The 24,714-nt window shown below is 69.2% G+C and carries 21 protein-coding genes; 3 read left to right on the top strand and 18 right to left on the bottom strand.

Annotation, left to right across the window (positions count from 1 at the left end):
* Positions 1-74 precede the first annotated feature (74 nt).
* Both ACFW9O_RS26800 and ACFW9O_RS26795 read left to right on the top strand, forming a co-directional pair.
* Positions 75-2,573 carry a ThuA domain-containing protein gene (locus ACFW9O_RS26800; RefSeq protein WP_384612801.1) on the top strand — a complete coding sequence of 833 codons (2,499 nt, stop codon included), beginning with the start codon at positions 75-77 and terminating at the stop codon, positions 2,571-2,573.
* Entirely contained in the window at positions 2,570-4,807 is a 2,238-nt protein-coding gene (locus tag ACFW9O_RS26795) for an OmpL47-type beta-barrel domain-containing protein (RefSeq protein WP_384612799.1), read from the top strand. Before ACFW9O_RS26800 ends, ACFW9O_RS26795 begins: the two co-directional genes overlap by 4 nt.
* Positions 4,808-4,821: 14 nt before the next feature.
* Here ACFW9O_RS26795 and ACFW9O_RS26790 read toward each other — a convergent pair whose 3' ends face one another.
* Together ACFW9O_RS26790 and ligD are read right to left on the bottom strand one after the other, a co-directional pair.
* Positions 4,822-5,892, bottom strand: coding sequence for an ABC transporter permease (locus ACFW9O_RS26790; RefSeq protein ID WP_384612797.1), 1,071 nt, complete (start codon positions 5,890-5,892; stop codon positions 4,822-4,824).
* Positions 5,889-6,899 (bottom strand): non-homologous end-joining DNA ligase, encoded by a 1,011-nt coding sequence (gene ligD, locus ACFW9O_RS26785; RefSeq protein ID WP_384612987.1) that lies wholly within the window; start codon positions 6,897-6,899, stop codon positions 5,889-5,891. The genes ACFW9O_RS26790 and ligD overlap by 4 nt, the downstream gene beginning before the upstream one ends.
* Before the next feature lie 88 nt (positions 6,900-6,987).
* On the opposite strand from ligD, the gene ACFW9O_RS26780 reads away from it, so the two are divergent.
* Positions 6,988-8,049, top strand: coding sequence for an ATP-dependent DNA ligase (locus ACFW9O_RS26780; RefSeq protein ID WP_384612795.1), 1,062 nt, complete (start codon positions 6,988-6,990; stop codon positions 8,047-8,049).
* A gap of 3 nt (positions 8,050-8,052) precedes the next feature.
* On the opposite strand, the gene ACFW9O_RS26775 is transcribed toward ACFW9O_RS26780, so the two are convergent.
* From ACFW9O_RS26775 to ACFW9O_RS26700, 16 genes are all read right to left on the bottom strand, one after another.
* Positions 8,053-9,261, bottom strand: coding sequence for a lytic transglycosylase domain-containing protein (locus ACFW9O_RS26775; protein ID WP_384612793.1), 1,209 nt, complete (start codon positions 9,259-9,261; stop codon positions 8,053-8,055).
* 22 nt (positions 9,262-9,283) lie between these two features.
* Positions 9,284-10,033, bottom strand: coding sequence for a hypothetical protein (locus ACFW9O_RS26770; RefSeq protein ID WP_384612791.1), 750 nt, complete (start codon positions 10,031-10,033; stop codon positions 9,284-9,286).
* Between the two features lie 44 nt (positions 10,034-10,077).
* Positions 10,078-10,608 (bottom strand): nuclear transport factor 2 family protein, encoded by a 531-nt coding sequence (locus tag ACFW9O_RS26765; protein WP_384612789.1) that lies wholly within the window; start codon positions 10,606-10,608, stop codon positions 10,078-10,080.
* A 14-nt stretch (positions 10,609-10,622) separates the two neighbouring features.
* A complete protein-coding gene (locus tag ACFW9O_RS26760) occupies positions 10,623-11,225 on the bottom strand; it encodes a hypothetical protein (RefSeq protein WP_384612787.1) in 603 nt (200 codons plus the stop codon).
* The gene (locus ACFW9O_RS26755; RefSeq protein ID WP_384612785.1) at positions 11,222-11,743 is read right to left on the bottom strand and encodes a hypothetical protein; all 522 of its coding nucleotides are present in this window, start codon (positions 11,741-11,743) and stop codon (positions 11,222-11,224) included. Before ACFW9O_RS26755 ends, ACFW9O_RS26760 begins: the two co-directional genes overlap by 4 nt.
* On the bottom strand, positions 11,740-12,999 hold the full coding sequence (locus ACFW9O_RS26750; RefSeq protein ID WP_384612783.1) for an MCE family protein: 1,260 nt from the start codon (positions 12,997-12,999) through the stop codon (positions 11,740-11,742). Before ACFW9O_RS26750 ends, ACFW9O_RS26755 begins: the two co-directional genes overlap by 4 nt.
* Positions 12,996-14,138 carry an MCE family protein gene (locus ACFW9O_RS26745; RefSeq protein ID WP_384612781.1) on the bottom strand — a complete coding sequence of 381 codons (1,143 nt, stop codon included), beginning with the start codon at positions 14,136-14,138 and terminating at the stop codon, positions 12,996-12,998. Before ACFW9O_RS26745 ends, ACFW9O_RS26750 begins: the two co-directional genes overlap by 4 nt.
* Entirely contained in the window at positions 14,135-15,292 is a 1,158-nt protein-coding gene (locus ACFW9O_RS26740; protein WP_384612779.1) for an MCE family protein, read from the bottom strand. The genes ACFW9O_RS26745 and ACFW9O_RS26740 overlap by 4 nt, the downstream gene beginning before the upstream one ends.
* Before the next feature lies 1 nt (position 15,293).
* The gene (locus ACFW9O_RS26735) at positions 15,294-16,310 is read right to left on the bottom strand and encodes an MCE family protein (protein ID WP_351169697.1); all 1,017 of its coding nucleotides are present in this window, start codon (positions 16,308-16,310) and stop codon (positions 15,294-15,296) included.
* On the bottom strand, positions 16,307-17,338 hold the full coding sequence (locus ACFW9O_RS26730) for an MCE family protein (RefSeq protein WP_384612778.1): 1,032 nt from the start codon (positions 17,336-17,338) through the stop codon (positions 16,307-16,309). The genes ACFW9O_RS26735 and ACFW9O_RS26730 overlap by 4 nt, the downstream gene beginning before the upstream one ends.
* Entirely contained in the window at positions 17,335-18,636 is a 1,302-nt protein-coding gene (locus ACFW9O_RS26725; RefSeq protein WP_384612776.1) for an MCE family protein, read from the bottom strand. Before ACFW9O_RS26725 ends, ACFW9O_RS26730 begins: the two co-directional genes overlap by 4 nt.
* Complete coding sequence (locus ACFW9O_RS26720; protein ID WP_329214935.1) at positions 18,636-19,433, bottom strand: ABC transporter permease; 798 nt, start codon at positions 19,431-19,433, stop codon at positions 18,636-18,638. Before ACFW9O_RS26720 ends, ACFW9O_RS26725 begins: the two co-directional genes overlap by 1 nt.
* Before the next feature lie 9 nt (positions 19,434-19,442).
* Positions 19,443-20,297, bottom strand: coding sequence for an MlaE family ABC transporter permease (locus ACFW9O_RS26715; RefSeq protein WP_384612774.1), 855 nt, complete (start codon positions 20,295-20,297; stop codon positions 19,443-19,445).
* A complete protein-coding gene (locus tag ACFW9O_RS26710) occupies positions 20,294-21,277 on the bottom strand; it encodes an ABC transporter ATP-binding protein (protein ID WP_384612773.1) in 984 nt (327 codons plus the stop codon). Before ACFW9O_RS26710 ends, ACFW9O_RS26715 begins: the two co-directional genes overlap by 4 nt.
* A 712-nt stretch (positions 21,278-21,989) precedes the next feature.
* Positions 21,990-22,934 (bottom strand): hypothetical protein, encoded by a 945-nt coding sequence (locus ACFW9O_RS26705; RefSeq protein WP_384612771.1) that lies wholly within the window; start codon positions 22,932-22,934, stop codon positions 21,990-21,992.
* An 84-nt stretch (positions 22,935-23,018) separates the two neighbouring features.
* On the bottom strand, positions 23,019-24,581 hold the full coding sequence (locus ACFW9O_RS26700; RefSeq protein ID WP_384612770.1) for a DUF6801 domain-containing protein: 1,563 nt from the start codon (positions 24,579-24,581) through the stop codon (positions 23,019-23,021).
* Positions 24,582-24,714: the final 133 nt, after the last annotated feature.

The following is a 24,714-nucleotide window of genomic DNA, read 5'->3' as shown; positions in this document are numbered from 1 at the left end:
AGCTTCGTGCGCTGTTGCAGTGACCACACAGTTGCAGTGACCAGAGCAGTGACCAAAGAGGGGTGGGTGACCACATGCAGCGCACACCACATCACAGGTCCAGATCGCGTCGGGGCCTCGCGGCAGCGGTGGCGGCCGGCGCGCTGACCGCGTCCCTGCTGGGCGGCAACGCGGCCAGCGCCAGACCCTATCCGGATCCAGGACTCGGGGAACGGGTGGCGACAACGTTGTCTCTCCCCTCGCCGCCGGGTGGTGCCGACGTCAAGGTGCTGGTCTTCCACGCCTCGGCGGGCGAGGAGTCGCCGACCGTGGATGCGGGAATCGCGGCCATCGAGAAGATCGGGCTCAGCGGCCCGGAGGCCGGACGCTTCAGGACCGTCGCCACCGACGACGCCGGGGTCTTCACCAAGGGCAAGCAGCTCGGCACGTACAACGCGGTCGTCTTCCTGACCGGCGGCGGCGACGTCCTCGACCCGGAGCAGGAGGCGGGCCTCGAGGCGTACATGGAGGCGGGCGGCGGATTCCTCGGCATCCATGACGCGGCGCGAACCGAGCCGTACTCCGACTGGTTCACCGGCTTGGTGGGCGCCCGCCCCTCGGCGGACAGCCCGGCGAACGTCCAGCGCGCCACGGTCGAGATCGGTGACCGCCGGCACCCGGCGACGAAGAACCTCCCGCTGGAGTGGAAGCGTCCCGACAAGTGGCTGAACTGGAAGGACAATCCGTCCGGCGACGTGCACACCGTGGCCCGCGTCCGCGAGATCACGTACGCGCCGGGAGCGAGCGCCAACGGCTGGGACCACCCGGTCTCCTGGTGCCGTGACTACGACGGCGGCCGGTCCTTCTACACGGGCATGGGCGGTACGGTCAGCAGTTTCGCGGAGACGGACTTCCGCGACCATCTGCGGGGCGCGCTGGCCTGGACGAGCCGCATCTCCCAGGCCGACTGCAAGGCGACCATCGACGCCAACTACACGGCCGAGCGTCTCACCCAGCCCAACCAGCCAGGCCAGAACGACCAGATCGGCGAGCCGCACGGCCTGGTCACGGCGAAGGACGGGCGGGTCTTCTACATCGGGCGCGGCGGCGCCGACGGTGACCAGCCGGTCGTCACGGACTGGAACAACCCTGACATCGGCAAGGGCCAGGGCGAGATCCACGTCTACGACCCGGCGACCAAGAAGGTCATTCTCGCCGGCAAGCTGACCGTCTTCGGCAACAAGGGCGGCGGCGACGAACTGGTCAAGGTGGAGGAGGGCCTGCTCGGCATCGAGCTGGACCCGGACTTCGCCACCAACGGCTGGGTGTACCTGCACTACACACCGCACGCGAAGATCGACCGCGACAAGCAGATGGCGGTGCGTCAGGTCTCCCGGTTCACCTTCGACCGGGCCACCAACAAGCTGGACCTTGCGTCCGAGAAGGTGCTGCTGCACTGGCCGGTCCAGATCCACAGCTGCTGCCACGCGGGCGGCGGCCTGGCCTGGGACTCGAAGGAGAACCTCTACATCGCCACCGGGGACAACAACTCCTCCGGTTTCAGCGACGGTTACTCCGGTAACAACCCCCAGCCGAACTACAAGGGCGTGTCGTTCGCCGATGCCCGCCGTACCGCGGGCAACACCAACAACCTCAACGGGAAGATCCTGCGGATCCACCCCGAGGACGACGGCACCTACACCCTGCCGGAGGGCAACCTCTTCACGGGCGAGGAGCCGGACGAGGGCGGCGGCAAGACCCGCGGCGAGATCTATGTGATGGGTGTACGCAACCCGGCCAGGATCTCCGTCGACAAGGCCACCGACACGCTCTACGCGGGCTGGGTCGGCCCGGACGCCGGCTCCCCCAGCACCACGTGGGGTCCCGCCAAGTACGACACGTTCGCCGCCATCACCAAGGCCGGCAACCACGGCTGGCCGTACTGCATGGGCAACAAGCAGCCCTACCGGGACCGCAATCTGCCGGATCCCACCAAGCCGCTGGGCTGGTACGACTGCGACGCCCCCAGGAACGAGTCGCCGAACAACGACGGCCTCGTGAAGCTGCCGCCGATCACGTCCAACACCATCTGGTACTCGCCCCAGGGCGGCGGCGTGGACTACCCGCGCGACGCCAACGGCATCCCGAGCTACAAGGTGGCCGACCAGAAGCAGCTCCTGCCCTGGCTCAAGGGCGGCGGCCAGGCAACGATGAACGGCCCGGTGTACCGCTACGACGCGGCGAGCACGAGCGAGGCCAAGTGGCCCTCGTACTGGGACGGCAAGTGGTTCGTCGGTGACTTCTACGACGACACCCAGCCGCGGCACGCCGTGCTCACCGACCCGAAGACGGTCGGCAAGGGCGGCACGCCCACGCACGCCGAGTCCCTGAAGAAGATCATTCCGGTCGGTGCGGAAGGCATCCGCAACCTCATGGACTGGAAGTTCGCCCCCGACGGTTCGCTGTACGTCCTGGACTACGGGCGCGGCTTCTTCACCTCCGACTCCAAGTCCGCGCTGTGGCGCGTGACGTACAAGGGCGGCGGCCCGACCCCGGCCGCCTCCGACCTGGCCAGGAAGGCGGCAGCGCAGTGAGACACCGTTCACTCCTCGCGCGACAGCGGTACGGACCGGCCCGGTTGTGGCTGGCCCTGCTCGGCTCGTTCCTGATGGTCCTGGGGCTGACGTCGACGGCCGCGTACGGTCGCGACGACGACCGTCCCGCGGCCGCGACCGACCAGGTACTCAACTGGACCGCGGGCGATCCCATCGACCACTATCTGTCGGCGCCCAAGACCGCGGTGGCCGGCCCGGCGACCATCGTCTTCGAGAACAGCACGGCCACGGGCAACACGACGGGCATGCCGCACACCCTGACCTTCAGCGTGTCCGACGTGGAGTTCAACAACGACGTCCCGTTGAACATCCTGGCCAACCCGAGCGACAGCGCGGGCGGCAAGCACAGCGTCGAGGTCACCCTCACGCCCGGCCGGTACTTCTACCACTGCACCATCCCCGGCCACGGCTCGATGCAGGGCATTCTCACCGTGACCGAGGGCGGCGGCGGTGAGGACACCACCGCACCCGAGACCTCCGCGACCGTGGACGGCGACAAGAACGCCGACGGCGCGTACATCGGTCAGGCCACCGTCACCGTGGCGGCGACCGACGCCGGTTCGGGCGTGGACACCGTCGAGTACGCGATCGGGGCCGACGGCGCCTGGCAGCCGTACACGACCCCCGTCGTGGTGAACGAGGTGGGAACGCACAAAGTCCGCTACCGCGCCACCGACAAGTCCGGCAACGCGGCCGCCGAGAAGTCCGTCGACTTCGCGGTCGCGGCACCGCCCACGGACGACGAGACACCGCCGGAGACCTCGGCGACCGTATCGGGCGAGAAGGACGACGCGGACGCCTACCTGGGCATGGCCACGGTCACCGTGACCGCGTCCGACACCGGCTCCGGCGTCAACACCATCGAGTACGCGATCGGGGCCGACGGCGCCTGGCAGCCGTACACCGCCCCCGTGATGGTGCACGAAGTGGGAACGCACAAGGTCCGCTACCGCGCCACCGACAAGTCCGGCAACGCGGCCGCCGAGAAGTCCGTCGACTTCACGGTCGTCGAGCCCCCGTCGCAGGACCGGACACCGCCGGTGACCTCCGTGGCGGTGGAGGGCGACAAGAACTCGGACGGCGCGTTCATCACCAGCGCCAAGGCCACGGTGACCGCCACCGACGCCGACTCGGGCGTGGAGAAGGCCGAGTACTCGCTGGACGGGGGCCCGTACCTCGCGTACACCGCGCCCGTCATCGTGGACCGGGTCGGCTACCACACCTTCGCCCACCGGGCGACGGACAAGGCGGGCAACACCTCGGAGGCGAAACAGGCGTCGTTCACGATCGCCGAGAGCGGCGGGGTGCCTGCGCCCAACTGCCCCGAGTTCGACGAACGGCTCACCGTCATCGTCGGCACGGTCGACACGGGTGTCCCCAACCGGGTCACCGGGAACCGCTGCACGATCAACGAGCTGATCGAGGACGAGAAGGACTGGTCCTCGCACGCGCTGTTCCTCAAGCACGTCGACAAGGTCCTCGACAAGCTGCTCGCCGACGGGGCGATCGATGCCCGTGAGCACAAGAAGATCTACCGGGCGGCCAAGCAGTCCGGCATCGGCAGGCCGGGCCAGGACGAGGGCTACCGCAAGCTGTTCGACGGCACCGCGGAGTCCCTCTCCAAGTGGCAGCACGTCGGCGGCGGGAAGTTCGGGCTCAACGCGGAGGAGGGGTCCATCACCAGCTCCACCTCGGTGGACGGGATGGGGATGCTGTGGTTCCCGGCACGCCAGTACGGCGACTTCTCGCTGAAGCTCCAGTGGCGTGACGACGCGCCCGGGGCGGGCAACGCCAACGGCGGGGTCTTCGTACGCTTCCCGGACGTCCACGACCACCCGGAGGAGTCGCGCCCGGAGTGGGTCGCCATCAAGTACGGCCATGAGATCCAGGTCAACGACCGGCCCGACGGCGACATGTACAAGACCGGCTCCGTCTACGGCTTCGACCGCGTGGGCCTCGGCGGCGCCGGAGTCACGCCCAAGGGCACCTGGAACGACTACGAGATCCGGGTGGTGGACCAGCACTACTCGGTCTACCGCAACGGTGTCCTGCTGAACGAGTTCGACAACACCGGCGGTCAGCTCTTCGAGCCGCCGCGGGGCGACGACCCGGGTACCGACGGCCGGCGGTTCAGCACCGGCTACATCGGACTCCAGGTCCACAGCACCACGGACGTCATCTCCTACCGCGACATCCGCATCCAGGAGCTGTAGCACCGGGACGGTACTCAGGAGGCCGCGGCCGCGTGCTCAGGCATGTGGCCGCGGCCTCCGGGGTGCCGGTGGCGCCACACCCAGAACACCGTGCAGGACACCAACGACCAGGCCGCGAGCACCAGGTACGGGAAGACGAACTGGTGGCCCTGGTAGTAGACCGCCGTGTGCTGGGCGTTGACCGAGGCACCCGGCGGCAGCCAGCGGCCGATGTGCCCGAGCAGTGAGGGCAGCAGCGGCCAGGACACCGCGCCGCCCGACGAGGGGTTGCCGATCAGCACCATGACGCCCCAGGTGGGGATCATCGCCCAGCGCCCCATGAGGGTGTTGAACATGGTGAAGACCATGCCCGAGGTGAACATCGTGAGCGAAAGGATCAGCCAGGACTGGACGAACGGCAGGTCCACCGCCCCGAGTCCCCAGTCGACGACGGACGCGATGGCGAAGCCGCCCAGGAGCGAGTAGCCCAGGGTGAACGCGATCCGCTCCAGCGGGAGCAGTTCGCGGGCGTGCACGCTGAGCTGGATCGCCCCGAGGAAGCCGATGATGACGGCGGCGAGCGAGATGTAGAAGAGTGCCAGACCGCGCGGGTCACCCCTCTGCAGGGGCTTGACGTCCGTGACCGCGAGCGGGATGCCGAGGGTGTCCGCGACCTTCGCCCCCGTCTCGGCGAGCAGTTCCGCGACAGTGGCGCCGGACGCCGCGGCGACGTCCATCGCCACCCCGTCACCGACCGTCCGAAGGATCACGAAGACCCTCTGTTCGTCCAGCGCCTGGCGTGCCTCGGCCCGGGTCCCGTACCTGTGCAGTTCCAGGGAGGTGTCGAGCGCCTTCTCCATGCCGTCGACGAACGCCCTGCCGCGCGCCACGTCGGCACCGCTGAGCACGGCGGCCGGAATCCGGTGCGGCGTGGGGTTGGCCATCGCATAGGTGTACGAGCCGGCGAAGAGCCCGGCCGCGGCGGCCAGGATGAAGAGCAGGACCACCGCCGGGAAGTACGGCGACTTCTTGTACGCCTCCCACTTCTCGCGCCGTGTCGGGGGCCTGCCGTGCGCTCCGTGCTCAGTCGTCTGTCCGGCGTTCATGCCTCGTTGCCGTCGTCGTGCCGGGCCCGGCTGGGCTGCACCCGCTTCGGTTCACCGGGCATCTTCGGGTACTCCGGCGGATAGGGCAGATCGCCGAGCTTGTGCTCCTGCTCGTCACGCGTGGCCAGCTCCAGGAGCAGGTCCAGCCGGAAGGCGTGGTCGTCCATGTCGGCGTGCAGGTCGCCCACCTCGGCGTACCGCACGGGCATGGTCCGGATGTCGAAGTCGCGCGGCTCGGCGTCGTCGATCTCCTCCCAGCGCAGCGGAGCCGATACCGGGGCGTGCGGACGGGGGCGTACGGAGTAGGCCGAGGCGATGGTCCGGTCGCGGGCGGTCTGGTTGTAGTCGACGAAGATCCGCTCGCCGCGCTCCTCCTTCCACCACGCGGTGGTGACCCGGTCCGGCATTCGGCGTTCGAGTTCCCGCCCCACGGCGATCGCGGCACGCCGGACCTGGGTGAAGGTCCACTCGGGCACGATGGGTACGAAGACGTGGATGCCGCGCCCGCCCGAGGTCTTGGGCCAGCCGCGCAGCCCGTGGTCGTCCAGGACGGACCGCAGTTCGTGGGCGGCCCTCACCGCATCGGCGTAGTCGGTGCCGGGTTGCGGATCGAGGTCGATGCGCAGCTCGTCGGGGTGGTCGGTGTCGGCCCTGCGCACCGGCCAGGGGTGGAAGGTCAGAGTGCCCAGGTTGGCCGCCCAGAGGACGGCGCCTAGCTCTGTGGGGCACATCTCGTCGGCGTGACGGCCGCTCGGGAACTCGATGCGGGCGGTGGGGGTCCAGTCGGGGAGGTTCTTCGGCGCACGCTTCTGGTAGAAGAAGTCGCCCTCCACACCGTCCACGAAGCGCTGGAGGGTGGTCGGCCGCTCGCGCAGGGCGCGGAGGATGCCGGGCCCCACGGCCAGGAAGTACTCGGCCACGTCCCTCTTGGTGTAGCCCTTCTCGGGGAAGTACACCTTGTCCGGATTGGACAGCCGCACGGGCCGTCCGTCCGCTTCCAGCTCCACCGCTGCTCCCATGTCGGCCACCGTAGGCCGGGCCCACATATGCCGCATATCGGGAGACGTGGTTCGCGGGACGGTCCAGAATCGGTGCATGGACCTGCCCGTGATGCCTCCGGTGAAACCGATGCTCGCCAAGTCCGTGTCCGCCATTCCCCCGGGGATGCAGTACGAGGCGAAGTGGGACGGCTTCCGGGCGATCGTGCACCGGGACGGCGACGAGGTGGTGATCGGCAGCCGGACCGGAAAGCCGCTCACCCGCTACTTCCCGGAGCTGGTCACGGCGTTGCGGGAGAACCTCCCGCCCCGCTGTGTGATCGACGGGGAGATCGTGGTCGCGCACGGGGGGCGGCTTGACTTCGACCGGCTGAGCGAACGCATTCATCCGGCGGATTCACGGGTGCGGATGCTGGCCGAGCAGACTCCGTCCAGCCTGGTGGCCTTCGACATCCTCGCGCTGGACGACCGGTCCCTGCTGAGCACGGTGCAGACCGAACGGCGGGCCCTGCTGGAGACCGCGCTCTCCGGGGCGTCCGCTCCCGTCCACCTCGCTCCGGCGACGACGGATCCCGTCGTCGCCCAGGAGTGGTTCGAACGATACGAGGGCGCGGGGCTCGACGGGGTGGTCGCCAAACCGCTCGACCTGCCCTACCGGCCCGACGTCCGCGCGATGTACAAGATCAAGCACGCGCGGACCGCCGACTGCGTCGTGGCCGGCTATCGCTTCCACAAGAGCGGCCCGGTGGTGGGATCCCTGCTGCTGGGGCTGTACGACCCCGAGGGCGTGCTCCAGCACGTCGGGGTCTGCGCGGCCTTCCCGATGAAGCGGCGCGCCGAACTCGTCGAGGAGCTGGAGCCCTTGCGGATCGCTCCCGCCGAGCACCCCTGGGCGGCCTGGGCGGACGCGTCCGCGCACGAGGGGTCACGGCTGCCGGGGGCACCCAGCCGCTGGTCGGGAAAGAAGGACCTGTCCTGGGTGGCGCTCCGCCCCGAGCGGGTCTGCGAGGTGGCCTACGACCACATGGAGGGCGACCGCTTCCGCCACACCACCCAGTTCCGGCGGTGGCGGCCGGACCGCACCCCCGCCGGCTGCACCTACGGGCAACTGGAGGAAGTGGTGCGGTACGACCTGTCCGAGGTGCTCCCGGCGGGCTGACGCTCAGGCGACGGGGGTGGCGCAGGGGTCGTCCGTGGGTGCGTCGGAGGGCGTCGTGGTGGGCGAAGGGCCGGGCTCCGCGGACTCGGTCGGGCAGCCCGGCTGGGAGGTGCTGGGATCCGGGTCCGGTGACGTGCCGGGGTCCGTGGTCGGGTCGGGCGACGTGCTGGGATCCGGATCGGTGGTCGGGTCCGTGGGCCCGGTGTCGGTCGGGTCGGGGCTGGGGCCCGGGTCCGTCGGGGAGCCGCTGGGGTCGGGGCTGCCCGAGTCCGAGGGTGAGGGGCCGGGCGAGGTCGAGGGACCGGGTGTCCGGGTGGGCTGGGGGCCGACGATGATGCCGTCGTCGTCCGGGCGGCCGGGGCCGCCGACGGGGGCCTCGGGCGGGGTCCGGCCTCCCGCACCGGGGCTCCCCGGGATCACAGCGCTGCCGTCGGCGACGGGGTGGGTGCCCTTGCGGTAGAACTCCAGCCAGGACAGCACCGTGCGCAGGTAGGTGTCCGAGTGGTTGTAGCTGAGGATCGCCCGGTCGAGGTCGCCCCGCACCGACAGGTTGCGCGTCCCCGCACAGAGGTAGTGCCCGGCGGCGAGTGCGGCGTCGAAGATGTTGTTGGGGTCCTTGCGCCCGTCGCCGTTGCCGTCCTTCCCCCAGTGCGCCCAGGTGGAGGGGATGAACTGCATCGGTCCGACGGCACGGTCGTAGCGGGTGTCGCCGTCGTACGCACCGCCGTCGGTGTCAGGGATGTGGGCGAAGCCCGCACCGTTGAGGACGGGGCCGAGGATCGGGGAGAGTGTGGTGCCCCGGGCGTCGACCCGCCCCCCGCGCGCCTGCCCCGACTCGACCTTGCCGATCGCCGCGAGCAACTGCCAGGGGAGCCGGCAGCCGGGGTCGGTACGGCCCACCGAGTTCTCGGCCTTGCGGTACGCGGAGAAGACCGTCGCCGGAATGCCCGCTTCGGCCCAGGCCAGTGCGACGACGGGGTTCGGCTTCGCGCCGGACTTCGGCGGCTCGGGTGTCCTCAGCGGCGGCAGCTCCGTGTGGTAGCTGTCGTCGTTGGGCACCTGCGTCCAGACCACGTCGTCCGCTGCCGCGGCCTTCTCCTCGTCGGACCTGCCGACGAGCCCGGGTGCCTGGGACGCGGTGAGCGCGGCCATGGCGGCAACGGCCGTGGCCGTGCCGGTGAGTCCGCGGCGCATCGTTCCGTTGAACCTCATGCGTGCTCCCTCTCCCGCCCGGTCACCGGGTGAACGTGTCGATGGCGGAGATCCGCCAGGTGTCGCCGCGGCGCACGGCGTCCACGGCGAACATGGCCGCCGCGTAGGTCGTCTCCTCCGCCTTGCCCGTACGGGTGTTGCTCTGGTCGGCGAAGACCAGGAGCCGGGCCCGGTCGCCGTCGAGCCGTTCGACGCCGCTCTGGGTGACGGTCGTGGTGAGCACGAGCTTCTGCTTCGGCGCCTGCGCGCGTACCTCGGCGAGCATGTCCTTGTGCTGTTGCACCGCCGGGCCGACCAGATGGGTCCGTGCCGCCCGGTCGGACTTCGCGGGCGAGGCGTAGTCGTACGAGAACACGGCACCGACCGCTTCGGTGATCTGGCCCTTCACCTCGCTGGTCCGGCTGATGTCGGTGAGTGCGGTGTTCTGCCGGCTCGGGTCGTCGCGCAGGGTGCCGGCGGAGGCGAACGCCCATGCCGCGAAGGCGCCGAGGAGCACGGTGGCGGCGCAGAGGACGGCGGGGAGCCGGATGCGGAGCCGGGGCGGGCGCTCGCGCCGGGTCCCGGGGTCCTCTTCCGCGGACTCCTGCGCCGCGTCCGGATCTTCAACGGTCTCTTCTTCCGGCACCGTTGGGCCTACGGCTGTGTCGTCCGTGTCCGGCCCGTTCCCCACGGCCGGACGGTCGGGGGCGGCACGCCCGCGGGGCGGAGCGCTCGTCGTCACGGCCGAGGCCAACCGGCGCCGGCGGTTCACGAGGTGACGGGTCGTCGACATCTGGGGGGATCCTCTCGAAGGCGGTGCGTTCCGGGGCGGCGGTGTCAGCCTGCGGTGTTGCCGACGGGCGCCTGGCCGAGGGCGCTGAGTTTCCACCCCTCGGAGGTACGGGTGAGCTGCCCGAGCATCCGGCTCTCCTTCACCGCGGGCTTGCCTTCCGGCGCGGTCACGGTGACCCGCAGCGCGACCATCACCCCGGCCTTACCGGCCCGTTCGTCCAGCTCGGTCACCGCCCCCGACAGCACCTCGGCCGTACTGACGGTCCGGGCCGCCTCGATCTGCTCGGCGAACCCGTCGCGGCCGTCCACGAGTTGCTTGTGGAGGTCGCCCGTCGTCGAGTCCTCCCAGCTGTCGAGACCCTGGTCGAGCTTCGCGTGGTCGAGCGTGTTCATGTTCTGCACGGCCTGCTCCCCCGCGGCCAGCGCGTCGTCGCGGGCCTGTGCGTAGGCCGCCGAGTCGTCGTGAGCGGCGTCGTACCGGGACCAGCCGCCCCAGCCCGCCGCGACCGCCGCCACGGCGGTCAGCGCGATCGCTGCCGTCACCAGCGGATTCCTCGTCGTCCGTACCCGTGCCATCGGTGCCTCTCCCCTTACCTGGAGGTGATCTCGACGATCTGCCAGCGTCCGTCCCGCAGTTCGGCGGTGACGGACAGCTGGGCTGCCGCGGTGGTGGCGGCCTTCCCCTCGCGCTCGTACACCTGGTCGAGAAAGACGAGCAGGTGGGCGCTGCTGCCACTGAGCCGGGTCACTCCCGCGCGTACGACGTGGGTGGTGAGCGTCAGCTTCTGGTCGGCGGCCTGCTTCTCGACCTGGCCGAACAGTGCCGCGTACTGCTGGAGCGCCTTGCCCGCCAGCAGTTGCTTCGCCGACTCCTTCGTCACGGCGGTGGCCTGCGGGCTGTACGAGAAGACCTTGCCCAGAGCGTTGCTGACATCGCCCGCGACCCGGGTGGTCGCCGCCGTGTCGGTCAGCGCGCGGTTGGATGTGGCGGGGGTGTCGCGGAGTTGCCGGCCGGCGACGAAGAACGCGCCGCCGGACACGAGCAGGACGACGACCAGGAACGCGGCGACGGTTCGGGCCGGGCGTCGGCGGTTCGGTGCCGCCTTCTCGTCGGCCCGGGGCTCCGCCGTCCCCGCATCCGGGCCGGTGTCGATCGTGGTGCTCGGCACGGTGGTCCCTCCGGGCTGCCTCATGTGCCGCTCCCGACGGGTATCGCCTCGAGTGCCTTGACCTTCCAGCCGTCGCCGGTCCGGGCGAGGCTCACCTCGAAGCGTTTGCGCTCCGTGCCGCCCTTTCCGGTGCGCGGGGTGACCTCGACGTCGACGGTCGCGATCATCGCGGCGGTCCCGGCGCGTTCGTCCAGCGCGGTGAGCGCGGCGTCGGTGACCTTCCCGCGTGCCGTGGCCCCGGATTTCGTGAGCTCGCTCGCATCCTTCGTGCGGCTGCTCCTCAGCCCGTCGTGCAGCGGACCCGTCGAGGAGGCGAGCCAGGCGTCGAGCCCCGCCGCGACGGTCGTGCCGTCCTTGCCGTCCATGGTGTTCAGCCGGGCGAGGTGCCGCTTCCCTTCGCCGAGTGCGGCGTCGCGGCTCTTCGCGTACGACAGGGTGTCGTCGCCGCGCGCCTGCGCGTACGACCAGCCGCCGAGCGCGCAGATCAGTACGGCGGCGACAAGCACGGCCCAGCCGCTCAGGCGCTTCGTCCGGGCGTTCACAGACCACCTCCGAGGCCCAGCAGTCCGGCCATGCCCCGAGGCGCCGACGACGTGTCGCCGGCGGTGCCGAACGCGCCCGGGAGCCGGTCCCCGTCGGTGCCGGTGCCGGTGAGGAGCGGGCCGGGCACGGCCGGTGCGGGTACGGGCCCGCCCCTGGGGGCGTTGGCGCTGCCGCGGACGTTGATCCCGGTGCCGGGCGAGGAGGCGCAGCGGGCCTTGGTGTTGACGGCGGGCGCCGGTGAGAGGTCGGTGCCCTCGCGGTAGGTCGTGGAGCCGTATCCGGCGGTGCAGGGCAGTGGTTCGAAGAAGGTGACCGACATACCGAACCGGGCACCGTCCTCGTCGACCGCACTCGCTCCCGCTGCGGCGACCGCGGGGACCTTCACCAGGAGTTCCTCCAGTCCACGCTGCCGGGTGACGGCTACCTCGGAGGTGGTGAGGAGGTTGGCGACGACGACGCCGAAGCCTGGTTCCACGTCACGCAGCAGCCCGCTGATCTGTGCGGTCGCGTCGGGGGCGGCGGAGATCAGCCGGCGCAGGTCGCCGTCCGATCCCTTGAGTTCGGCGGCGAGTTCCTCGGCACCGGAGGCGAAGCCCTTGAGGGCGTCGCCCTGTTCGGCCTGGGTACGCAGCACGGTCTCGCCGTCGGCCATGAGCTTCGTGGTGGTCGGCAGTGCCTCGTCCGCCGCTTCGACGAACTCGCTGCCGGTGTCGAGCAGGACCTGGAGGTCGTCACCGCGCCCGTCGAAGGCCGCACCGAATTCCTCGACGACGGTGCGCAGCGCTTCCGCGTCGACGGACGCCGTCAGGTCGTTGACGCTGGTGAGGACGTTGGTGACGGGGGCGGGGATCGTGGTGTCGGCCTGGTCGATGACCGAGCCGTTCTCCAGGAAGGGCCCGTCCGCACGGGTGGGCCGCAGGTCGATGTACTGCTCGCCGACGGCGGAGAGGTTGGCGACGACTGCCTCCAGGCTGTCAGGGATGCGCGGTGCGTCGTTCTCGATGCGCAGCTCGGCCTCGACACCGTCGTCGGTGAGTTCGATCGGGCCGACCCTGCCGACGGACACGCCCCGGTAGGAGACGTTGGAGTGGGTGTACAGGCCGCCGGTCTGCGGCAGTTGGACGGTCACGGTGTAGTAGCTGCGCAGGCCGACGTAGTGGCCGAGGTCGGCGTACCGCACACCGAGGTAGCCGAGTACGAGCACGGCGATGACGAGGAAGGCGATGTTCTTGAGCCGGGTGGCGAGCGTGATCATCGGCTGCTGCCCTCCGTGCCCGGTGTCGTGATCGAGGGAAGGGGCAGGGGAAGCGCCGCCTTCTGCCGGGCAGACGGCGTGGTGCCGCCCGGCGTGAGTGCCGGGATGATCTGGGTACCGGGCACGGCCGTCACATCCAGGTAGACGTTGAGGTAGTCGCCCTTCACCCCGCGCAGCACCTCGTCGGTGAACGGGTAGGTGAGCAGCACCTGGAGGGAGTCGGGCAGGTCCTGGCCCGAGTCGGCGAGGGCCCGGAGCGTGGGGGCGATCGCCTTGAGGTCCGCGATCGTGTCGGCCTTGCTCTTGTTGATCGTCCCGACGGCGACGGTGGAGAGCGTGTCGAGCGAGCGCAGCATGGTCAGGAGCGAACCGCGTTGCTTCTCCAGGACCTTCATTCCGGGGCTCAGCCCGGTGAGTACGGTGCCGACGTCCTGTTTGCGGGTGGCGAGGGTGGCGGAGAGGCGGTTGACGCCGTCGAGCGCCTCGGTGATGTCTTCCTTGTGGTCGTCCAGGTTGGTGACGAGCGTGTCGACGCGGCTGAGCATCGAACGGATCTGGGGTTCCTGTCCGGCCAGTGCCTTGTTGAGTTCGGTGGTGATGGTCTTGAGCTGGTTGATGCCCCCGCCGTTGAGGAGCATCGACAGGGCGCCGAAGACCTCTTCGACCTCGGGGTTGCGGTTGGTGCGCGTGAGCGGGATCCGGTCGCCGTCCGCGAGGTCGCCCTCGGCCGTGCCGGCGGCGGGCGGTGAGAGCTGGACGTACTTCTCGCCGAGGAGGCTGGACTGTTCGAGGTGGGCGTACGCGTTACCGGGCAGCTTGATCTTCCCGTTGACCCGCATGGTGACCTTCGCGGTCCAGCCGCCGGGGGTGAGGGAGATCTTGGTGACCCTGCCGACCGCGACGTCGTTGACCTTGACCGAGGACTGCGGAGCGAGGCTGAGGACGTCCCCGAACTCGGCGGTGATCTCGTACGGGTGGTCGCCGAGGTCGGCGCCGCCGGGCAGCGGCACCTGGTCGATGCCGGTGAAGGAGGGCATGCCGACGCCGGTGGCGACGAGTGCGAGGCCGACGCCGACGGCGAGCAGGGCGGCGAGGCCCGTGGTCGCGCGGGCTCCGGGTCTGCGCAGGACACGGCTCATCGGTTCGCCTCCGTCTTCCTGTCCGTCCCGGTCTTCCCGGGGGTGCCGGTCTTCCCGGGAGTGGCGGTCTTCCCGGGGGTGCCGTAGACGGTGCCGATCGCGGGCAGCGGCAGCACGGGCAGCGCCTTCTGCCGGGTGGCGTCCACCGGCGCCAGCCCTTCCAGTCTTGCGGCGTCGGCCTCGGTGAGCGGTCCGCCCATGGACAGCTCGTTGAGGTTCGTACGGCCGTTGAGGGTGCGGTTCGCCGGGTCGTAGGCGTTGAGTACGTTGGTTGCCGCGAGCGGCAGCGTGTCGAGGGACTCCGCGAGCGAGGCGCGCTGGTCGACCAGGGTCTGGGTGAGCGGCACCAGGAGGTCCACGTTCTCCTTGAGTGCGCCGCGGTGCTTCTGGATGAAGCCCTTGACCTGCCCGAGCGCCTTGCCGAGCTCCTTCAGGGCCGCGCTGAGGTTCTTCTTGTCGTCGGCGAGGAATCCGGTGACGGAGTTGAGCTGCTGCTCGGCGGCGCGCACATTGCCGTCGTTCTCCTTCAGCATCGTCGTGAAGGTCTGCAGGTAGGAGAGGGTGTCGAAGAGGTTTCCGCTGCTCCTGTCGAGCGTCTTCGTCGCCTTTCCGAACTGCTCGATGGAGTCCCCGATGGCCTTTCCGTTGCCGTCGAGGTTCTTCGCGCCGGTTTCCAGCAGTCCGGCCAGGGCTCCGTCGGCGTTGGCCCCGTCCGGGCCGAGCGCCGTGGAGAGCTCCGTGATCGACTCGTACAGCTGGTCGACCTCGATGGGTGTCGCGTTGTTCGCGGCGGGCAGCACGGCGTGGTCCTCGATCTGCGCCCCTCCGCTGTACGCGGGCGCGAGCTGGACGTAGCGGTCGGCGACCAGGCTGGGGGCGACGACCACGGCGTGGGCCTCCTTGGGCACCTTGACGCCCTCGTCGAGCCGCAGGGTGACCGCGACCTCCTTGCCCCTCGGCTCCACGGATTCGACGGTGCCGACCTTCACGCCCAGGATCCGCAGGTCCGAGCCGGCGTACACCCCGGTGGCCCGGTCGAAGTAGGCGGTGACCGTCGTCCTTCCGGCGTCGTCCATGGCCATCACACCGGAGGTGGCGGCCACGGCGACGACGGCGAGTCCGGCGCCGATACCGATGATGCGTGCGGGTCTCATGTCAGCGGCCCCCTTGCTTCGGCGGCATGCAGTCGTCCTCGGGAAGGGTGCCCCCGGGCAGGTAGTCCTTCGGGACGACGCCGCACACGTAGTTGTCGAACCAGCGGCCGTTGCCGAGTGTGTTGCCGACGAGCCGGTTGTAGGCGCCGGCCATCGAGAGCACCTTGTCGAGGCTCTTCCGGTTCTTCACCAGGACGGCGGTGACCCGGCCGAGCGAGTCCAGGGTGGGTTTCAGCTGCTTGTCGTTGTCCGTGACGAGCCCGGTGAGCTGGGTGCCGAGATTCCGGGTTCCGGTGAGCAGCAGATGGATGGAGTCGCGACGGGCCTGGATCTCGCCGAGGAGCAGGTTGCCGTCCTCCAGCAGGGTTTCGAAGCTGCTCTTCTTGTTGGCGAGTGTCTTGGTGAGCTGCTTGCTGCCTTTGAGCAGGGTGGCGAGCTGGGCGTCGCGTTCGGAGACGGTCCTGGAGAGTGCGGAGAGACCGTTCGCCGCGCTGCGCACGTCGGGCGGGGAGTCCTTGAAGGTCTCGGAGATCGTCTCGAAGCTCCGGGCGAGCTGGGCGGTGTCGATCTCCCCGATGGTCTCGCCGAGTCCGTCGAACGCCTGGGTGACGTCGTACGGGGAGGTCGTGCGGCTCGCGGTGATGCGGGTGCCGGGGTCCTGCGGGGCGTCGCCGAGCGGGTCGACTGCGAGGTACTTCTCACCGAGGAGGGTCTTGATGGCGATGCCGACGGTGGAGGAGTTGCCGATCCAGGCGTCCTTCACCTTGAAGTCGACCTTCACCTTGGCGCCGTCGAGCGAGACGCCGGTGACTTCTCCGACCTTCACGCCGGCGATCCGCACCTCGTCGCCGCTGTCGAGTCCGGCCGACTCGGTGAAGTCGGCGCTGTAGGTGGTTCCGCCGCCGATGAAGGGCAGCGCGTCGGCGCGGTAGGCGGCCAGGCCCAGGAGAGTCAGAACGAGGAGTCCGACGATGCCGACGGCCACGGGGTTGCGTTCCCGTACGGGCTTGATTCTCATGCCAGGCACCTCGGTCGGGTGATCGCGATGCCGGTGGGTGGGGCGCTGCCGTCCTCGGTGCTCACTCCGGAGACCTTGGCCTCGCACAGGTAGAGGTTGAGCCACGATCCGTACGAGGTGAGGCGGGTGATCGCCTCCATCTTGGCGGGGGTCTTCGCGAGGAAGCTCTCGATCTGCGGCGTTCCCTTCTCCAACTGGACTGTGAGACGTCCCAGTTGCTTGATGTCCTCCTTGAGCGGCTTGCGTCCGTCCTCGAGGAGGCCGGCGGTGACCGTCGTGAGCGCGCCCATGGCCGTGACCGCCTCGCCGAGGGGCTTGCGGTCGCCGGAGAACCCGGTGACGAGCTTCTGGAGGGTGACGACGAGGTCGTTGAAGCCCGCCTCACGGTCGTTGACGGTCTTCAGGACCGTGTTGAGGTTCTTGATCACCTCTCCGATCACCTTGTCCTTGGCCGCGACGGTGCCGGTCAGCGATCCGACGTGGGAGAGGATGCTGTCGACGGTGCCGCCCTCGCCCTGGAGCACCTGGACGATGGAGCCCGCGAGCTGGTTGACGTCCGGTGGGGACAGCCCTTCGAAGAGCGGCTGGAATCCGTTGAAGAGCTGGGTGAGGTCGAGCGCCGGGGTCGTACGGGAGAGCGGGATGGTCGCCCCCGCGGCAAAGCTCCTGCCGACGGGCCCGGCGCCTTGGTCCAGGTCGATGTAGCGCTGGCCGACCATGTTGAGGTACTTGATCGACGCGGTCACCGAGGCGGGCAGCTTGCGGCCCTTGCGGACGGCGAAGGCGACCTCGGCCAGCCGTCTGTCGGCCACCTCGATCGATTCGACCTGTCCGACCTCGACTCCGGCGATCCGGACGCTGTCACCGACGACGAGCCCGGTGGCGTCCGTGAACCTCGCCTTGTACGTCGTCGTGTCGCCGACCCCCGTGTTGGCGATGGAGAGGGCCAGGACGGTGGTGGCCAGGACGGTCACCACGACGAAGACGATGGATTTCGCGAGCGGTCCCGCGAGGGAGCGGCGCTTCACTTGAGCTTCACCTCCGCACCGCGGAAGGCCGGACCGATGAGCACGCTGCTCCAGTCGGGCAGGGACTGCGGCTGCACTTTCAGTGAGGGGGCGATGAGTTCGTTGACGAGCCGGCTCTCCTGGGGGGAGTTGGGGATGCCCAGCGCGCTGTCGGTGGCGGCGGGCGCTGCGGCCTCCTCCCCCGCCGCCGGGGCGGTTTCGTTGCCGACGCCGCGGGCGTCGGCGGTCGGGACCGTGCTGCCCACGTAGGGAACCGAGTAGCAGTGCGGGCCGCCGGTCGCGCTGTAGACCGGGGTGTCCTTGCCCGCCACGTACTTGCCCTTCGACTTCACGGCCTTGAGGGTGACGTGGAGGCCGGGCTGACCGGTGCCCTTGCCCAGCGCCTTGTCCATGGCGGGGACGAATCCCGCCATCGTGCGCAGGGTGCAGGGGAACGCGTCCGCGTACTCGGCGAGGAGTTCCAGCGTCGGCCGGCCCGTCGCGGAGAGCCGGATGAGGTTGTCCTTGTTCCGCCGCAGGAACGACGTGACGTCCTGGGCGGACGCGGTGGTGGAGCCGTACAGATCGGCGAGTTCCGCCTGTTGCTCGGCGATGGTGCCGCTGGTGGTCGTGAAGTCGGTGAGCGCGTCCAGGACGTCGGGGGCGGCGTCCGCGTAGAGGGTGCTCACCTTGACGAGCTCCTTGATGTCCGCGTTGAGCGTGGGGAGCTGGGGGTTGAACTCCTTGAGGTGGGCGTCGAGGGTGACCAGCGTGTCGCCGAGTTTGTCGCCGCGTCCCTCCAGGGCCTGGGAGACGGCGTTGAGGGTGGCGGCGAGCTTCTCCGGTTTGACCGCGGTCAGCATCGGCAGGACGTTGTCGAGGACTTCCTCCAGCTCGATGGCGTTGCTGGAGCGGTCCTGGGGGATCACGGAGCCCGCTCGCAGGGTCTGTGCGGACGGGACGGGCGGCGGTACGAGAGCGACGAACCGCTCCCCGAAGAGGGTGGTCGGCAGCATCTGCGCGGTGACGTCGGCCGGTATCTGCCCGAGCCTGTCGGGCTTGATGGCGAGGGTCAGGCGCGCCCCGTCGCCGTCGGCCGCGATGTCGCGCACCTGCCCGATGACGACACCGCGCAGCTTCACGTCGGCGTTGTCGTGCATCTCGTTGCCGACGCTCCCGGTGCGTACGGTCACGGTGGCGTCGTCGCTGAAGTCCTTCTCGTACACCGAGACCGACACCCACACGAGCACGGCGGGCACGAGCACGAAGGCCACGCCGGCGGTTCTGCGGCGCACCGTCTGCGCCTTGGACGAGGGCATCAGCCGGCCACCTTCACCGTTGTCGTCGCGCCCCAGATGGCGAGCGAGAGGAAGAAGTCGGTGACGCTGATGAGCACGATGGCGTTGCGTACCGACCGGCCCACGGCCACGCCGACGCCGGCGGGGCCGCCGGTGGCGTGGAAGCCGTAGTAGCAGTGGGCGAGGATCACCAGCACGCTGAAGATCAGCACTTTGAGCACCGACAGGAGCACGTCGTCCGGGGAGAGGAAGAGATTGAAGTAGTGGTCGTAGGTGCCCGCGGACTGACCGTTGAACAGGACCGTGATGTAGCGGGAGGCGAGGTAGGAGGAGAGCAGCCCGATCGCGTACAGGGGGATGATCGCGACGACGCCGGCGATGATCCGGGTGGTGACGAGGTAGGGCATGGACCGCACACCCATCGCTTCGAGCGCGTCGACCTCCTCGTTGATCCGCATCGCGCCGAGTTGGGCGGTGAAGCCCGCGCCGACGGTCGCGGAGAGGGCCAGCCCGGCCACGAGAGGGGCGATCTCACGGGTGTTGAAGTACGCGGAGATGAAGCCGGTGAACGCGGAGGTGCCGATCTGGTCGAGCGCCGCATAGCCCTGGAGGCCGACGACCGAACCGGTGGCGAGGGTCATCGCGATCATCACGCCGATGGTTCCGCCGATGACGCCCAGGCCGCCGCTACCGAAGGCGACCTCGGCGAGGAGCCGCTGGACCTCCTTGAGATAGCGGCGCAGGGTCCTGGGGATCCAGATGAGGGCCCGCACGTAGAAGGTGAGCTGGTCGCCCGACCGATCGAGCCAACTGAGCATCGACACCGGTCAGCCCCCCTTCGGGGGGACGATCTGGAGGTAGATCGCCGTGAGGACCATGTTCACGAAGAACAGGAGCATGAAGGTGATGACGACGGACTGGTTGACCGCGTCGCCCACGCCTTTGGGGCCGCCGCGCGGGTTCAGCCCGCGGTGGGCGGCGACGATGCCGGCGATGAAGCCGAAGATCAGCGCCTTGAGTTCGCCGATGTACAGGTCGGGCAGCTGCGCGAGGGCGGAGAAACTGGCGAGGTAGGCGCCCGGCGTGCCGTCCTGCATGATCACGTTGAAGAAGTAGCCGCCGAGCGTGCCGACCACGGATACCAGGCCGTTGAGCAGGACGGCGACGAGCATGGTGGCCAGGACCCGCGGGACGACGAGCCGCTGGATGGGCGAGACGCCCATGACCTCCATCGCGTCGAGCTCTTCGCGGATCTTCCGCGATCCGAGGTCGGCGCAGATGGCCGAGCCGGCGGCTCCGGAGATCAGCAGCGCCACGATGAGCGGGCTGGCCTGCTGGATGACGGCGAGGACGCTGGCGCCGCCGGTGAAGGACTGTGCGCCGAGCTGCTCGGTGAGCGAGCCGACCTGGAGGGCGATGACGGCGCCGAACGGGATGGACACGAGAGCGGCGGGCAGGATCGTGACGCTGGCGACGAACCAGAACTGTTCGATGAACTCCCGCACCTGGAAGGGCCTGCGGAAGATCGCTCGGGATACGGCGGCGGCGAGCGCGAACAGCTTCCCGGTCTCGCGCAGCGGTGCGAGCAGCCGTGAGGGCTGCCGCTGCCGCGGCGCGGTGTCCTCGGGTACCGGTGTCGTCGGGGGCGGCTCGGACGGCCGCACGGGCAGCGGTGCCGTCATGGGCGCGCACCGCCCGCTGTCGGCGTGTAGCTGTTCATGATGGCCGTGCGGGCCGCCTCCGGCAGCTGGCCCATCATGGAGACGACCCGCTCCCGGCGGCGCAACGCGCCCTGCCGGACGGGCATTCCGGGTGAGGGTTCCAGCTGCGGAACGACGGTGCGCGGCACCGGGGCGTAGCCGTATCCGTTCACCTGTTCCGCGGCGAGGGTGGCCGCGTCCTTCTCCTCGGACATGCCGATGGGGCCTTCGCGGCGTCCGGAGAGGAACTGGGAGACGACGGGCGTGTCACTGGTGAGCAGGACCTCGCGTGGACCGAAGGTGACGAGGTTGCGGCAGAAGAGCATGCCCATGTTGTCGGGGACGGTGGCCGCGATGTCGAGGTTGTGGGTGACGATCAGCATCGTGGCGTCGATCTGCGCGTTGAGATCGATGAGGAGCTGGGAGAGGAACGCGGTGCGGACCGGGTCGAGTCCGGAGTCCGGTTCGTCGCAGAGGATGATCTGCGGGTCCAGGACGAGGGCCCGGGCGAGGCCGGCGCGCTTGCGCATGCCGCCGGATATCTCGCCGGGGAGCTTTTCCTCCGCGCCGAGCAGTCCGACGATATCGATCCGCTCCATGACGATGCGGCGGATTTCGGATTCCTTCTTGCGAGTGTGTTCACGCAGGGGGAAAGCGATGTTGTCGAAGAGCGACATGGACCCGAAGAGAGCGCCGTCCTGGAACATGAGGCCGAAGAGTTTCCGGGTCTCCATGATCTCGCGCTCGGGGCTGTTGACCATGTCGACGCCGTTGATGAGCACACGGCCCCGTTCCGGCTTGAGCAGACCGATGATGGATTTGAGGAAGACGGTCTTTCCCGTTCCGGACGGACCGAGCATCACGCTCACCTCACCGGCCGGGAGCGTGAGGGTGACGTCCTGCCAGATGTTCTGCTTGCCGAAGGATTTCGTCAGGCCCTCGACGACTACTTCGATTCCCATCGGCCCTCCTTCGACATGTCGGTGAACGAAGTCATCTGTCATCGCTCCGGCTCTGAGAAATCCAATGGCGGCTCGTCACGCATGCACCAGGAGGCGCACGTTATGTCCGCCGAAACCGCCGGGACAAGCCGTTGAACAGCGGAAATCGTCGGACTTCGATCTCTGGATGGATCACTTGTCACCAGGTGACAAACCCGCTTCCCGGGTTTGTCGGATTCTGAGCAAGCTCTCCGGGTGCACCGGGACCCCGCGGCTCCGGGGGGCCGGAACCACGAGACCCCGATGGCGGGAGAACCTCGTCCCGTCGGGACGGTCCGCTGCCGGAGGAACTCCCGGAGGAGTCCCGGTCAAGGGGGGCGCGACCAGGACTCCACGTACGCCGAACAAGCAGGTACGGACGCGTTCCCGAGCCGCTCAGATGGGACGCTACGGGCCAGTAACCTGACTGCGCAATAGGAGTTCATGAAGTTTCTGCACCCTGAATTCATATCGCTGATTTCTTGTTGACGACTGAGTAGTCGGCCTGCCAAACCTGTCGAAAAGTGAGGCCTTCCGTATGCGGCGCCGGCATCGGTATCGGTGTTGTCGGCATGCCGAAGCCCGCCCCGATCAGGAATGATCCGACCGGAGCGGGCGTGGGGAAGCGTCGTGCGGCAATTACGCGGGAACTGACAAAAGCGGGGTGCTGCGGTCCGGGCGCCGGGGTGATCTACTACTTGACCGCCGAGTGCCAGTTCTGCGCGAGCACCTTGCCGGCGTTGGGCAGGAACAGGCCGGGGGCGGTGAGAGCGGCACTGTGGGTCGACGCGTTGTTCAGCACCAGGCTGTTGTTCCCCGTGGCGGACGGCAGGCCGGTCTTCAGGTTCACGGCCCAGCTGAGACTCCCGGCCAGACCACAGCCGGTCGCCTTCGGCACGGAGAAGGTGCTGTCGCCCTGCTGGTTCCCGGTGAGGGCGAACCTGAGCATGTCACCCTCCTCGTTGCGCGTACCGTTCCCGTCGAACCGCTGTACGGCGACGTTCGGGGCGGAGATGTTCTGCGGGCGCAGGACGATCGGGTCGGCAGCCGATCCGATGTAGCAGTTGGAGCCGAGGAGCGGGTTCTGCAGGTGGATCCGGATCGGCAGCTTCACGATCTGCATGTCCGTGGTGAGTCCCGCCATGAGGTTGAACTCCGTGGGCGTGCCTGCCGACTCGACCGTCGCCGTGATCCTGTTCAGGCTCGCGTTCGTGATCTGGCCGCAGATGATGGAGATCACCGGGGTGTCGTCACACATCAGCCCGAGCAGACCACCGGGGATCTCCGCCGGGGCACCCACCAGCGCGCCGCCCGCCGGCGGGACGACGGTGAAGGTCTCGGCCCCCGTGTTCTGGACGACTCCGAACTGCAGGTCGTTGAAGCCGGTGGTGACCTCGGTCTTGCCGAGCTTGATGGAACCGCCGGGCGAGTAGGAGGACACACAGGAGGCGACCAGGTCCTGCCCGTCGGCCGCGAGCATGGCGGGAGCGTCGACCGGACAGCGGGAGAAGGGTGCCCAGTCCCCGTTGAGAGTCGCCGTGGCGGACGCCGCCGAGGCGGGTGTGGTACTCAGCGGAAGGGCGACCGCGATGGCGGTGACGGCAAGTCCGGCGCGCCATCTCTTCGGGACAGATCTCATTGCTTCCTCAATTCTTGGTCAGCTTCACGGAATTTCTTGAATCGGCATGAGGGCCGGGTGAAGTGCTGTACGGCGGAGGAACTGTCAGCGTTCCGCCACAGGAATCTTCAGAGGCTGCCGGTCTTCGGTGCACACGCTCTCGTCGTACACCTGGGCCGCGCAGGGCGGACCCTGGATCTGCTTCACATATCCGGATTCCCCGGAAATGGAGGCGGTGAAGAGATCGTCGAGGTCTTCCCCGACTCCACAGCCGGAGAAAGGCGGCACGGTGACCGATGAGGTGAGTGGGCCCCCTCCCGTGAGGGTGTACCCGGTGAATATGAAGTCCTTCATGAACACCTTCCCCAACAGAGTGAGCCGGAACGGCTTACTCGTACGGCAGTTGGGGCCGACGTCCAATCCCACTCCGTTGACCTTGACGTCGAAGAGGCGAAGCGAGAAGTCCATGGTGATGACGGTCGACCCGAAGGTGTCGAGGCCGTTGAGGGTCAAATCCGAATGCACGTTGTAGATCGGGTTACCGTCGGCATCTTTCTCCACCGGCTGTTGCGTCATTTCCATCGTGGCCGTGGTGGGCATGAAGCCGAAGGTCAGGAAGGTCGCGGTGGCGGGCGGCAGCTGCGGTCGGCCGAAGTGGTCGACCACGGCGGTGGAGTCCTGGATCAGATGCGCCAGTCCGTCCGCGGTCTCCTCGGGTGGCACGATTCTCTGCGGCCCCTGCAGGATCTTCGCGCAGGCCACCGGGAACTTCGCCGCACCCTTGAGCTTGGTGACGTTCGCGTACCCCGTGATGTAGGCGACCAGATGAGCCCAGTTCTCCCTGTCACCCACGCACTCCGGTGCCTCGGCGGCGGGCACGGCCTCTCGGGCCCCTACCCTCGGCGCCGCCGGATCGGTTCCGTCGCCGTCCTCGCCCTCTTCCTGACCCGGCTCCGACGGCCAGGGCGTGGTCTCCTCGGCGCCGGCGCCTATCGCCACGCTCGCCAACAGCTGATCCTGGTCGGCCACCGGGGTGCAGGTCAGGTCCAGAGGCAGAGGCCTGGCCAGGGCTCCGTCCGCACCGACCGGAGTCAGTTTCACGGCCAACCGCTCGGCGGTGAACGTCAGACCTCCGGCGGCGGAAGCCGTCACCGAGGGGACCGCGCCGGAGGCGGGGAGCGTGAGGTCCCCCGTCGCGGGGACGGCGACCAGGCCCTCGGTGGTGCCGATCCACACGGCCTCCGCGGAATGGTCCTCCTGCGTCACGTCGACCGTCAGTCGGGTCTCCGCCGCGACGCTCTCCACCCCGTCGGCGACCACGTCACCAACCGGGGGTTCGGCCCCGGGCGTGGAATCGGTACTTTCGGCAGCCGTCATCAGATCCGCCACGGCGTCGGCGGGCAGGGTCAACTCCGTGGTCACTTCACTGATCTGCACGGCTTCGCCGGCACGGCCTTTCTCGGGGGCGACGGCCGAGATCCGCGCCTCGATCGTCCTCTCCCCTGAGGGAAAGGCACAGGCATAGGCCAGCTCGACATCGATCTCGCGGTTGCCCGCGGATGCCTGCGCACCCGGGATCATCCCCGCGACGAGGACCCCGGCCAGAACGGCCCCGCCCCGCGCGGCCGCTCGCCCGTGACCCCGCCTCCATCTGCCGCGCGTCGTCATCCTTCGTGGATCCCTTCCATCGGTGGTGCGGTTGCACGGCGGGGGGCCCCCCCGGGAAAACCGCCCGGAATATCTGTGCCCCCCCCGCCGCCGGGTCCGAAGGTTCGGGGGGTTGCGGTCAAACAGGAGGAGG

Origin of the sequence: Streptomyces sp. NPDC059499 (assembly GCF_042749285.1) — a bacterium.
Taxonomy (GTDB): domain Bacteria; phylum Actinomycetota; class Actinomycetes; order Streptomycetales; family Streptomycetaceae; genus Streptomyces.
This window is presented reverse-complemented; position numbering and strand designations above follow the sequence as displayed.